11 protein-coding genes are annotated in these 12315 nt (G+C 71.4%); 4 read left to right on the forward strand and 7 right to left on the reverse strand.

Going from position 1 to position 12315, the window contains the following annotated elements:
- The first annotated feature begins 132 nt into the window (after positions 1 to 132).
- Positions 133 to 1245 carry a hypothetical protein gene (locus VV01_RS22790; protein WP_050669625.1) on the forward strand — a complete coding sequence of 371 codons (1113 nt, stop codon included), beginning with the start codon at positions 133 to 135 and terminating at the stop codon, positions 1243 to 1245.
- 1 nt (position 1246) lies between these two features.
- Here the strand turns inward: VV01_RS22790 and VV01_RS09235 are convergent, their stop codons facing one another.
- Together VV01_RS09235 and VV01_RS09240 are read right to left on the reverse strand one after the other, a co-directional pair.
- The gene (locus VV01_RS09235) at positions 1247 to 3040 is read right to left on the reverse strand and encodes an ABC transporter ATP-binding protein (RefSeq protein ID WP_050669626.1); all 1794 of its coding nucleotides are present in this window, start codon (positions 3038 to 3040) and stop codon (positions 1247 to 1249) included.
- Positions 3037 to 4848, reverse strand: coding sequence for an ABC transporter ATP-binding protein (locus VV01_RS09240; RefSeq protein WP_231635197.1), 1812 nt, complete (start codon positions 4846 to 4848; stop codon positions 3037 to 3039). The genes VV01_RS09235 and VV01_RS09240 overlap by 4 nt, the downstream gene beginning before the upstream one ends.
- A 202-nt stretch (positions 4849 to 5050) precedes the next feature.
- Here VV01_RS09240 and VV01_RS09245 point away from each other — a divergent pair, with 202 nt between their 5' ends.
- Complete coding sequence (locus VV01_RS09245; RefSeq protein ID WP_050669628.1) at positions 5051 to 5704, forward strand: TIGR03085 family metal-binding protein; 654 nt, start codon at positions 5051 to 5053, stop codon at positions 5702 to 5704.
- On the opposite strand, the gene hisF is transcribed toward VV01_RS09245, so the two are convergent.
- The gene (gene hisF, locus VV01_RS09250; protein WP_050669629.1) at positions 5701 to 6456 is read right to left on the reverse strand and encodes an imidazole glycerol phosphate synthase subunit HisF; all 756 of its coding nucleotides are present in this window, start codon (positions 6454 to 6456) and stop codon (positions 5701 to 5703) included. The two genes, VV01_RS09245 and hisF, sit on opposite strands and share 4 nt — an antisense overlap.
- 23 nt (positions 6457 to 6479) lie before the next feature.
- Here hisF and VV01_RS09255 point away from each other — a divergent pair, with 23 nt between their 5' ends.
- Together VV01_RS09255 and VV01_RS09260 are read left to right on the forward strand one after the other, a co-directional pair.
- The gene (locus tag VV01_RS09255; RefSeq protein WP_231635198.1) at positions 6480 to 7070 is read left to right on the forward strand and encodes a nucleoside/nucleotide kinase family protein; all 591 of its coding nucleotides are present in this window, start codon (positions 6480 to 6482) and stop codon (positions 7068 to 7070) included.
- Positions 7067 to 8218, forward strand: a complete 1152-nt coding sequence (locus tag VV01_RS09260) for an FUSC family protein (protein ID WP_050669631.1) — start codon at positions 7067 to 7069, stop codon at positions 8216 to 8218. Before VV01_RS09255 ends, VV01_RS09260 begins: the two co-directional genes overlap by 4 nt.
- 7 nt (positions 8219 to 8225) lie before the next feature.
- Here the strand turns inward: VV01_RS09260 and VV01_RS09265 are convergent, their stop codons facing one another.
- The 4 genes from VV01_RS09265 to VV01_RS09280 are packed head-to-tail and all read right to left on the reverse strand — an operon-like array spanning position 8226 to position 12311.
- On the reverse strand, positions 8226 to 8663 hold the full coding sequence (locus tag VV01_RS09265; protein ID WP_050669632.1) for a PH domain-containing protein: 438 nt from the start codon (positions 8661 to 8663) through the stop codon (positions 8226 to 8228).
- Complete coding sequence (hisG, locus tag VV01_RS09270; RefSeq protein WP_050669633.1) at positions 8660 to 9505, reverse strand: ATP phosphoribosyltransferase; 846 nt, start codon at positions 9503 to 9505, stop codon at positions 8660 to 8662. The genes VV01_RS09265 and hisG overlap by 4 nt, the downstream gene beginning before the upstream one ends.
- A gap of 10 nt (positions 9506 to 9515) precedes the next feature.
- Positions 9516 to 9779, reverse strand: coding sequence for a phosphoribosyl-ATP diphosphatase (locus VV01_RS09275; RefSeq protein WP_050669634.1), 264 nt, complete (start codon positions 9777 to 9779; stop codon positions 9516 to 9518).
- 18 nt (positions 9780 to 9797) lie between these two features.
- The gene (locus tag VV01_RS09280) at positions 9798 to 12311 is read right to left on the reverse strand and encodes a bifunctional FO biosynthesis protein CofGH (protein ID WP_050669635.1); all 2514 of its coding nucleotides are present in this window, start codon (positions 12309 to 12311) and stop codon (positions 9798 to 9800) included.
- Between the last annotated feature and the right edge of the window lie 4 nt (positions 12312 to 12315).

Raw genomic sequence — 12315 nt, forward strand, 5'->3', positions numbered from 1 at the left:
TCCTTCGATGCACGGGTGAGTCCCGCGCGTCGCGTCTGGTGGCGCGTCCCACGGTCTGGGTACGTTGGCCACAGCACAGTGTTGCCGTCGGCTGCACGTGACCGGCCGTCGGCTGCCTTCGAGGAGGACAGCATGGACGACAACAACTGGATCTGGATCGTTCTCGGCGTGATCGTGCTCCTGCTGCTGATCGGCCTCGCCGTCGCGCTCTCGCGACGTGGCCGATCGCGCAGGCTCGAGGCCGAGCGCGCCGCAGGCGAGCAGGACCGTTCGCGAGCCGAGAGGTTGCAGCGCGACGCCCGGGCCGCCACCGGCGGCACCGACGCGTCGAAACCCACCCACGACGAGACAGCCACGACAACCCGCCCGTCGGCCGCAGCGCCCACCGATGAGCGCGCTGCCCAGCCCGGCGCCGATGTCCCGAGCCGGCGCGATGACGTGACCCCGTCCGTGCGCAGCAAGGTGAGCCCGGCGCCGCGTGTGCGTGAGGAGATGGGCGTCGACTCGACCGCACCGGCGTACGACATCCGCGCCGACCGCCCCTACGTCACCACACAGGCCGACACAGGTGATCGCTCCCGGTCGGACGTCCCGGCGCCGGAGCGCCACGAGGAAGCGCGGGTCGACGAGCCGGCGCACAGCCGGGTGCCGCGCAACAGCGCGGAGCCGACCGCGTCTGCGCCCGCGACTCACCCTGCGCCCGTGACCGAGACGGCCCCGGCCCCGGCCCCGGGCGACGATGACCGCCCGGTCGGCACGCTGCCGACCGGTCCTGCACCGGCTCGCCCAGCAGACGCCCCCCGCCGCGGCGCTCGCCGCGCCGGAGATGACTTCTGGGGAACCTCCACTGCCGCAGGTACGCCGACCTCGGGCGGCCCTGCCGCGAGCGTCACCCCGCCCGGCGATGAGCTCCCGGCCACCACCGCGGACGACATCGGTCGCGAGTCCACCGATGGCATCGACGGGCCGCCCGCAGCCGGGACGCACTCCACGGGCGCCGGCAGCGACGGCGTACGGCCGAGCCCCGGCGGCCTGCGCGAGGGCGGCTGGAAGGACCAGGCCAAGGCCCGAGCCGAGGAGCTGCGCGACAAGGTCGAGCGTGAAGGTGGCTGGAAGGACCAGGCCAAGGCCCGAGCCGAAGAGCTGCGCGACAAGGTCGAGCGTGAGGGTGGCTGGAAGGACCAGGCCAAGGCCCGAGCCGAAGAGCTCAAGCGCAAGGCCGAGGAGCGCCGCAAGCCACGGTGACTCAGGTCTGCTGGCGCGCCCAGCTCGCGTGCAGCCGGGCGTAGACACTGCCCTGCTGCTGGACGAGGACCTCGTGCGGGCCGCGCTGCACGACGCGTCCGCGGTCGACGACGATCACCTCGTCGGCCGCCTCAGCGGTCGACAGCCGGTGCGCGATCGCGATGGAGGTGCGACCCGTGGTGAGCCCGTCGAGAGCGCGCTGGATGCGCACCTCGGTCGAGGGGTCGACCGCTGAGGTCGCCTCGTCCAGCACGAGAAGGTCGGGGTCAGCGAGGTAGGCGCGTGCGAGCGCGACCAGCTGCCGCTCACCGGCCGACAGCGACTCGCCGCGCTGCCCGACCTCCGTGCCGAGACCGTGCGCGAGCGAGTCGACCCAGCCGTCGAGTCCCACCTCGGTGAGGGTGAGCTCGACGTCCTCGACCGTCGCGTCGGGGCGCCCGAAGCGGATGTTCTCCAGGAGCGTGGTGTCGAACAGGAAGCCCTCCTGCGGCACCATCACGACGCGAGCGCGCAACGACGCGAAACGGACGCGGCGCAGGTCGACGCCGTCGAGCAGCACACGCCCGCCCGCGGGGTCCATCAGGCGCGTGAGCAGCTTGGCGAGCGTCGTCTTGCCCGATCCGGTCTCGCCGACCACCGCGACGCGTGAGCGCGGCGGGATCGTGAGCGAGACGTCGGACAGCACGGTGTCGCCACCGGGGTAGGCGAAGGACACGTCGTCGAACTCGACCGTGATCGGGCCACGCGGCAGCTCGACACCTTGCGTGCCCGGGTCGCTGACGTCGGCGGGGGTGTCGATGACGCCGATGACCCGGCGCCAGCCCGCGACGGCGTTCTGCATCTCGTTGAGGATCTCGGTGGCTGTCTGCACGGGCTGGGTGAACAGCGTGACCAGGAACAAGAACGCGATCAGCTCACCGAGCGTGATGTCGCCGTTGGCCGCCATCACTGCCCCCACGGCGAGCACCATCATCGTGGTGAGCCCCGCGACCAGCTGACCGGTGCTGAACGCGATGACCGCGCGCACCTGGGCGCCGATGGCCGACCGGCGGTGCTCCTCGATCGCGTCCTCGATGCGGCGTCCCGTCCGCTCCTCGACGCCGTACGCACGGATCGTGACGGCGCCGACGACGGACTCGGAGATCGCGGCCAGCATGTCACCCACGCGCTCACGGACGACGGTGTAGGCGCGACCCACCACGCCCTGGAAGTGGCGGATGACGATGAACAGCGGCACGAAGCAGACCCAGACCAGCAGCGCGAGCAACGGGCTGTAGATCGCCATCAGCACAGTCGCGAGTAGCACCTGCCCGACCGAGATGATGAGGATCAGCCCGCCGAACTGCACGAACTGCGAGATCGTGTCGACGTCGCTGGTGACCCGGGAGACCAGCGACCCACGCCGTTCCGTGCTCTGGGTCAAGGTCGACAGGTCGTGGATGTGCCTGAACGCGCGGGTGCGCAAGGTGGCGAGGCCGCCCTCCGATGCGCGGAACAGGCGCAGGTTGACGACGTACGACGTCACCCCCGTGAGCAGCACGGCGACCGCGGCGAGCAGCACCAGCCGGACGACCATGCCCGTGTCGGGTCCGCCCTCGGCGAGGATGCCGTGGTCGGTCGTCTGCTGGACGACGAACGGCACCAGTACCCGCCCCAGCGTCGACAGCAGCGCCAGCCCCAGCGTCACCCCGAGGCCCTTGCGCAGCTCGGGTGACAGCTGCAGACCGCGCCGCAGCGTCTGCGAGGTGGTCAGCTCAGCGCTGCCACCGATCTCACTCGACGTCGCGGTGCTCATGCGGTCTCCTCGTCGGCCGCGACGGCGGCGCGCTCCTGCGCCTCGCGGGAGTACGCGGTGACGAGGCGCTGGTATCCCTCGCACCGTTGCATCAGCTCGGGGTGGGTTCCTTGGTCGATCACGCGGCCACGCTCGAGGTAGGCGACCTGGTCGGCCATCGCGATCGTCGACATGCGATAGGCGACGACGAGTACGGTCATGCCGCGGCTGCGCTCGCGCAGCCCGTCGAGGATCGCGGTCTCGATCGCCGGGTCGACCGCGGACGTCGCGTCGTCGAGCACGAGCAGCTGCGGACGCCGGATCACCGCACGCGCCAGCGCAACGCGCTGCCGCTGCCCACCGGACAGGCTGGCTCCACGTTCGCCGACGCGGGTGTCGATGCCGTCCGGCAGATCGGCGACGAAGCCGTCGGCCTGAGCGATCTTGAGCGCGTCGACGACGTCGTCCTCCTCGACGTCCTGACCGAGCGTGACGTTGCCCCGGACCGTGTCGTCGAACAGGAAGGTCTGCTGGGCGACGAGGGTCGCGACCGCCGGCACGCCACCGCGTCGGACGGTACGCAGGTCGCGCCCGTCGATCTCGACGACCCCGCCCGAGGGGTCGACCAGCCGCAGGACGACGTTGGTGAGCGTGGACTTGCCCGCACCCGTCGGACCGACGACGGCCGTCGTCCGGCCGGCGGGCACCTCGATCGTGACGTCGCGGAGTGCGACGACCTGCTCGCCCGGCTCGGGCTCGTGCTCGGCCCGGGTCGGTCCGAGGTCGGAGCGCTCGGCGACCTCGTAGGCGTACGAGACGTCACGCACCGCAGTCGCGCCGGTGCCGTCGGGCGCCAAGGCCGCGTCGCCGTACGCCATCTCGCCCCGGGCCGAGAGGACGGCGTTGACGCGCTCCCACCCGACGACGGTGCGGGGCAGCTCGGCGAGCACCCACCCGAACGCGCGCACCGGGAACGCGAGCACCGAGAACAGGTAGGCGATCTGGACGACGTCGGCGGCCTGGATCGAGCCCGCGCCCACCCGAGCGGTACCGACGGCGAGGACCGCGAGCGTGCCCAGCGTCGGGATGGCCTCGATGACCGGGTCGAACGTGCCGCGGGTGCGGCCGACCTCGATGGCCGCTCGGCGCAAGCGGTCGGTCACCTCGGCGAACCGCGCGGTCTCCTGCTCCTCACGACCCATCGCCTTGACCAGCAGCCCGGCCTCGATGCTCTCGTGGGCGACCTCGCTGACCTCGGCGCGCAGCTGCTGCGCGAGCGTGACCCGCGGCGACATGCGCGCCTGGAACACCAGGTTGGCGAGGAACAGAGCCGGGAACACCAGCATCCCGATGAGCGCGAGCCACAGGTCGACCCGCACCATCTCAACCGCCCCGACGGCGAGCATCACCAGGACGCCGATCGCCATCGGCAACGGCTGGAAGACGTTCCAGGTGGCCTCGACGTCGGCATTCGCGTTGGACAGCAGCTGACCGGAGGGATGGCGGTGGTGCCAGGACAGCGGGAGGCGGAGGTACTGGCGCGTGACGCGTCGGCGGTAGCCGGCGTTGAGGTTGAAGAACGCCATGCCGGCGCAGACCCGGCGCAGGATCACACCCACGACCGTGAGCAGGACGGCGAGGGACATCTGCCAGACGATGGTCCAGACCTGCCCTCCGGTGATCTCCCCGGCACGCACCGCGGGCTCGACGACGGACGACACGAGGTGAGCGATGACGCGCGCCATCGCGACCGTCATGACGCCGTAGATCGCCGACCCGACGACCGCGAGCGCGAGGACACCGCGTTGCTCGGCGAACCCTCGGGCCACGACGCGGAGTCCGCGAAGGAGCGTGCCTCGGCGGGCGGGGGTGGCTGGTGCAGCCGAGGTCACGTGAGCGAGGTCCTTCCGAGCAGGTGTGGACGGTCGCACGAACCCCCTGTGGTGTCGTCGCGACCAGGAACCACCTTCTCACGCAGGGCCGACAGTGCCGCCACCGAATTGTGCGTGCGCCCCTGGCACGATGGCGACCATGCCTCGCCTCGCCCAGCTCGAACGCCACGCCCTGTGCGACACCTTCGAGCGGGTCGGGCCGGACGCGCCGACGCTGTGCGAGGGCTGGCAGACACGCGACCTCGCCGTACACCTCATCGTCCGCGAGTCCAGGCCCGACGCCGCTGCCGCCATGGTGCTCAAACCCCTTGCAGGACATGCGCGTTCGGTTGCAAAGGAACTCGCGGCCCGACCGTGGGACGAGCTCGTCGACCAGGTGCGAGGCGGACCGCCGCGGCTGTCGGCGTTCGCCCTGCCCGGCGTCGACGAGCGGGCCAACACCGGTGAGATGTTCGTCCACCACGAGGACGTGCTGCGCGCGGCCGACCCTGCGGCGCGCCGCGACCTGTCGCCCGATCTCGAGCACGCCCTCTGGAAGGCCTTGCCGTCACTGGCCCGACTCACTCTGCGCAAGGTGCCCCTGGGCGTACGCGCGATCAGCGACGGCCACGGCGAGCAGACGCTGCGTTCGGGGCAGTCCGACGGACCGTCGGTGACCCTCCACGGCCGACCCGGCGAGGTGCTCCTGCAGATCTACGGCCGCGCGGGTGCGGACGGTGCACGGGCTGATGTCGAGGTCGACGGCGACGCCGCGTCAGTGACGGCCTACCGCTCGGCGGGCGTGGGGTTCTAGCGGACCGGGTGACCGGCGGCACGCAACGCGTCCTTGACCTGACCGATCGTCAGCTCACGGAAGTGGAACACCGAGGCGGCGAGCACGGCGTCGGCGCCGGCCTCGACCGCCTCGACGAAGTGCTGCGGGGAGCCCGCTCCGCCACTGGCGATCAGCGGCACCGACACCTCGGCCCGCACGGCGCGGATCAGCTCGAGGTCGAAACCGTTCTTGGTGCCGTCGGCGTCCATCGAGTTGAGCAGGATCTCACCGGCACCCAGCTCGGCCGCCCGCACGCACCACTCGACCGCCTCGACGCCTGCGGACCGGCGACCGCCGTGCGTGGTGACCTCGAAGGTGCCGTCCGCTGACCGGCGTACATCGGCCGACAGCACGAGCACCTGTGACCCGAACCGGTCGGCGATCTCGGCGATGACCTCGGGCCGCGCGAGCGCGCCGGTGTTGATGCCGACCTTGTCGGCGCCGGCCCGCAGCAGCCGGTCGACGTCGGCGACCGCGCGCACTCCCCCGCCGACGGTCAGCGGGATGAAGACCTGCTCGGCGGTGCGACCGACGACGTCGTAGGTCGTCTCGCGGTCGCCGGACGATGCGGTCACGTCGAGGAAGGTCAGCTCGTCGGCGCCCTGCCCGTCGTAGGTGTCGGCCAGCTCGACGGGGTCGCCTGCATCGCGCAGGTTCTCGAAGTTGACCCCCTTGACCACCCGGCCGGCATCGACGTCGAGACACGGGATCACACGAACAGCAACGCTCACCCGCGACACCCTAGTTTGGTGCCGTGACCGGTGCCGACCATGTCTGGGGCGTGAACCACGCCCGCCCCTCCGACGCAGACCGCGTGGTCGGGGCTGCCCGAGCGGTGTCCGGTGACGGGCCGGTCGTCATCGCCGTCGACGGCCGCGCCGGCGCGGGCAAGTCCTCACTCGCCCAGCTCGTCGCAGCACGTCTGGACGACGTGGCGTCGGTCCACCTGGACGACCTGTTCCCCGGCTGGGACGGGCTCGCCGCGGCACCTGCCCTGCTCACGGCTCAGGTGCTCGTGCCACTTGCTCGCGACGAACCCGCGACGTTCCGTCGCTACGACTGGGTCGAGGGTGCGTACGCCGAGGCGGTGTCCGTGCCGCGCCGTCGGTTCGTCGTCGTCGAGGGCTGCGGGTGCAGCGTCGGCATCGCCCGCCCGTACGCCGACGTGCGCGTCTGGGTCGATGCGGCGCCGGCGACACGGATGCGTCGCGGGCTGACCCGCGACGGGGACGAGTTCGGCCCGAACTGGCAGCGCTGGGCCGAGCAGGAGGACGCGTTGTTCGCCGCCGACCGCACGGCCGAGCACGCTCACGTCGTCGTCCGCACCGACGAGGAGGTCGCATGAGCGAGCATCCCGGTCCGGCAGCAGCCGTCGCCCGCGACTGGGGGCGCCGTCTCGACCCGCGTCCGCAGCTGACCCGGCGGTCCTTCGCCGAGCGCGTCGACCGGCTGCGCAACCGCCTGTTCCTGATCCTGCAGTGCGCCGTGTTCGGAGGTCTGGCCTACCTGATCGCCCACGACCTGCTCGACCACCCGTCCCCCTTCTTCGCGCCCATCACGGTCCTGGTCACGCTCGGCCTGACCTACGGGCAGCGGCTGCGTCGGGTCGTCGAGCTCACGGTCGGCGTCGCGGTCGGGGTGTTCATCGGCGACGTGTTCGTGCACCTGTTCGGGACGGGCGCCTGGCAGCTGGCCGTCGTCGTGGTGTGCGCGATGTCGATCGCGGTGCTGCTCGGCGCCGGCGGTCTGATCATGATCCAGGCGGGCGTGCAGTCCATGGTCGTCGTCATTCTCGTGGCTCCCGCGGGCCAGGCTTTCAGCCGCTGGCTCGACGCCGCGATCGGAGGCGTCGTCGCGCTGCTCGCGGCCACCATCACCCCGACGTCACCGGTGCGGCGGCCACGGGTCCAGGCCGGCAAGGTGGTCCACGAGCTCAGCTCGATCCTCGCCGAGACGGCCACGGCCGTACGCCGCCGCGACCAGTCCCGCGCCGACGCAGCCCTGGATCGAGCCCGCGCCTCCGAGACCATGCTGGACGAGCTGCGCGAGGCCACCGCCGAGGGCATCGCGGTCACGCGTCAGTCGCCCTTCCGGCGCTCGCATGTGCCGTCGGTCGTCGGGATCGCCGAGATCGTCGAACCCCTCGACCGCGCCATCCGCAACCTGCGTGTGCTCGTGCGTCGAGCGGCTGTGGCCGTCTGGGTCGGCGAGCAGGTGCCGCCCGGCTACCTCGACCTCGTCGATGACCTGGGCGAGGTCATGGGCCGCATGGCCGACGAGCTCAGCCAGCGCCGTGACCTCGACCCACTGCGTGACGACCTCACGCGGATCGCCCGACGAGCCGGCCTCTCGTCACGCAACTCGTCGTTGTCGGGAGAGGTGATCCGGGCGCAGGTCCGCTCGACCGTGACCGACCTGCTGATGCTGACCGGACTGACGTACGCCGAGGCCCGCGACCAGGTGCCGGCACGCGCCGACGACCTGGACGACTGAGACGCGCTCAGGCTCCCGGCCGGCGGCCCTCGACGAGCGCGGCGAGACGCTGGGCCTCGGCCATCGCTCGGTCGCCGTCGGAGCGCTGGATCGCCATCACCGCGACCGTGTCCGTGTCGTCGAGCTCGAGCACTGCCCAGCTGCCGCTCAGCTGCACGTTGACGATCTGCGACCACTCCAGGTGGCGGGTCACGAGCAGGTTGTGGACCGTCAGCCCCTCAGCGGTCGGCTCGGCGCGCACCTGGGAGAACTTCCACAGCATGCCGGCGAAGCCCAGCCCGAACAGGATGAGCAGCATCCGGTCGGGCCCGCCCCAGCCGCCGCGCCCCTCGCCGGTGACGGTCAGCGCCACCGTCGTGAACACGATGACCGACAGCACCGCCATGACCTGCGGGACCACCCGTCCTCGCCGAGGGCGGAAGACGGCGTACGGATCGGCGCTCATATGCGGCAGGCGGCGATGTCGGTGACGAGGATCGCCCGCGCACCGAGGTCGTACAGCTCGTCCATGATGCGGTTGGTGAGGTGGCGCGGCACCATCGAGCGGACCGCGACCTGCCCCTTGTCGTGCAGGGGTGAGACGGTCGGCGACTCCAGACCGGGGGTGAGCGCGCAGGCCTTCTCGACCAGCTCGACGCGGATGTCGTAGTCCATCATCACGTAGTGGCGTGCGGTGAGCACGCCCTGCAGCCGGCGTACGAGCACGTCGACCGCGGTGCTGTCGTCACGGGTGGCCGGACGGACGAGAACCGCCTCGCTGGTGAGGATCGGATCGCCGAACACCTCGAGGCCGGCGTTGCGCAGCGTGGTGCCGGTCTCGACGACATCGGCGATGACGTCGGCGACGCCCAGGGTCACCGCGGTCTCGACCGCGCCGTCCAGCTTGACCACGTCGGCCGCCACGCCGTGCTTGTCGAGGTCGGCGCGGACCAGCCCGGAGAAGCTCGTCGCGATGCGGCGACCGGCCAGCTCGGTGACGTCGGCGGCCACGCCCGGGCGGCCGGCGTACCGGAAGGTCGAACCGCCGAACCCGAGGGCCATGACCTCCTCGGCCGGACTGCCGGAGTCGAGCAGCAGGTCACGGCCGGTGAGGCCGACGTCGAGGGTGCCCGAGCCGACGTAGACGGCGATGTCACGCGGGCGCAGGTAGAAGAACTCGACGTCGTTGTCGGCGTCGCGGACCACGAGCTCCTTGCTCTCGCGGCGGCCGCGGTAGCCGGCCTCGCGGAGCATCGCAGCGGCGGAGTCGGCCAGGGCGCCCTTGTTGGGGACAGCCACTTTCAGCATCGCAGGGCTCCTACAGGTGGGAGTAGACGTCGTCGAGGGAGATGTCGGAGGCGAGCATCAGCACCTGCAGGTGGTAGATCAGCTGGCTGATCTCCTCGGCGGTGCGCTCCTGGCCCTCATGCTCGGCCGCCATCCAGACCTCGGCCGCCTCCTCGACGACCTTCTTGCCGATGGTGTGCACGCCTGCGTCGAGGGCGGCGACGGTGCCGGAGCCCTCGGGGCGCTCAGTGGCCTTGCGGGACAGCTCGTCCCACAGCTGCTCGAACGTCTTCACGACCCAGAGGGTACGGGCTCAGGCAGGGACGCCTTCAGCCTGTCCGTAGGTCGTCGTCCGCTGACGCACCGGTCGACCGATGCCATCGGCGATCTGCTCGAGCTCGGCCACGGTCTTGGCCGAGCCGTGCTCGGACCCGGCCATCCGGCTGATGGTCTCCTCCATAAGCGTGCCGCCGACGTCGTTGGCCCCGCCCTGCAGCATCTGCCGGGTGCCGTCGACGCCGAGCTTGACCCACGAGGTCTGGATGTTGTCGATGCGGCCGTGCAGCATCACGCGCGCCAGCGCGTGCACAGCGCGGTTGTCGCGCATCGTCGGGCCCGGCCGGGCCAGCCCTGCGAGGTAGACCGGTGCGTGGTGGTGCACGAACGGCAGCGGCACGAACTCGGTGAACCCGCCGGTCTCGTCCTGCAGCCGGGTGAGGACACGCAGGTGGCCCACCCAGTGCCGCGGGTGGTCGACGTGGCCGTACATCATCGTCGAGCTGCTCGGCAGCCCCACTTCGTGAGCGGTGCGCACGACGTCCACCCACTGCGACGCCGGGAGCTTGCCCTTGGTCAGCACCCAGCGCACCTCGTCGTCGAGGATCTCCGCGGCTGTGCCCGGGATCGAGCCGAGCCCGGCGTCGCGGACCTCCTGGAGCCACTCCCTGGCCGAGACGCCGGCCTTGGCCGACGCGGTCGCGATCTCCATCGGCGAGAACGCGTGCACGTGGATGCCCGGCGCAGCCTCGGTCACCGCCCGCACGATGTCGACGTACGCCGTCCGTCCGAGCGCGGGGTCGATGCCGCCCTGGAGGCAGACCTCGGTCGCACCGAGACGCTGCGCCTCGGCCGCGCGCTCTCCGATCTGCTGCAACGACAGCGTGAACGCGTCTGCATCAGTCTTGCGCTGGGCGAACGCGCAGAAGCGACAACCGACGTAGCAGACGTTGGTGAAGTTGATGTTGCGGTTGACGACGTAGGTGACCGCGTCGCCGACCGTGTCGCGGCGCAGGTCGTCGGCGAGCCGGCAGAGCGCATCGAGCTCCGCACCGTCACTGGTGACGAGCGCGAGGTAGTCGTCGTCGGACAGGCCCGCAGGGTCGATCTCGGCGCGGGACAACGCTTCTCGCACGTCGGCATCCATCCGCTGGGGCGCGCCGTCCACACGGTGCGCGACCTCGTCCCAGTCGCCGTAGACCTCGTCGAAGTCACTGCGCCGGTCGTCGGTGCGCCCGTGGGTGTCGACCTCACGATGCAGGTCGACCCGACCGCGACCCGAACCAGTCGCAGCGAGACCGCCGTCCGGTTCCTGCCACGCCCGTCCTGCGGCGCAGGCATCCTCAGCGGCGAGGCCAGTGGTCATGTCGGCCAGTGCGCGCACGTGCGCGTGCAGTCGCGGGTCGATCCACGGCTCGTCGTGCTCGAGGGCCCCGAGGACGTACCTCGGGTGGGCTGTCAGCCGCTCTGCCAGCCGCAGCCCGGACTCCTCCGTCCAACGACGCAGCTCGTCGACCTCGGGCCAAGGGCGCTCCGGGTTGACGTGGTCCGGCGTCAACGGCGAGACACCGCCCCAGTCGTCGACCCCCGCCGCGAGAAGCCGTGAGATCTCTTGTGGCTCAGACAGATTCGGCGGTGCCTGGACGCTGACGGTCGGACCGAGCAGGAGCCTGGTGACAGCGACGGTCGCGAGGTACTCCTCCTCCCCCACGTCCGGCGTCGACCGCATGGCCGTGTCGTCCTTGGCCCGGAAGTTCTGGACGATGCACTCCTGCACCGAGCCGTACTCACGAGCCACCCGCCGGATCGCGAGGATGCTCGCCAGCCGGTCCTGCACGGTCTCGCCGATGCCGACCAGCACGCCGGTGGTGAACGGTACGCCGACGCGGCCGGCGTCCTCGAGCACGCGCAGCCGCACGGCCGGGTCCTTGTCGGGCGAGCCGAAGTGAGCTCCGCCGGGCTCGGTGAACAGCGCGGTCGACGTCGTCTCGAGCATCATGCCCATCGAGGGCGCCACCGGCTTGAGCCGTTGCAGGTCTGCCCACGACATGACACCGGGGTTGAGGTGCGGCAGCAGCCCCGTCTCCTCGAGCACACGGATGGCCATGGCCCGCACATAGGCGAGCGTGTCGTCGTACCCGTGCGCGTCGAGCCACTCACGCGCCGCGGGCCAGCGGTCCTCCGGACGGTCGCCGAGCGTGAAGAGCGCCTCCTTGCAGCCCTGAGCCGCGCCCTCGCGGGCGATCGCCAGCACCTCGTCGGGCGACAGGAACGCTGCCGGCAGACGATGCGGCACGGTCGCGAATGTGCAGTAGTGGCAACGGTCTCGGCACAGTCTCGTCAGCGGGATGAACACCTTGCGCGAGTACGTGACGGTGCCCGGCCGACCTGCACGGAGCATCGCCGCGTCGCGCACCCGAGCCGTGGGCTGCATGAGCGCCACGAGGTCATCTCCCCGGGCACCGAGCAGCACCAACGCCTCGTCATCGTTGAGGGCCTTGCCGTCCCGGGCTCGGGCCAGAGCCCGTCGCATCGCGCTCGATGAGGTCATCTGC

This window comes from Luteipulveratus halotolerans (genome assembly GCF_001247745.1).
GTDB classification, from domain to species: domain Bacteria; phylum Actinomycetota; class Actinomycetes; order Actinomycetales; family Dermatophilaceae; genus Luteipulveratus; species Luteipulveratus halotolerans.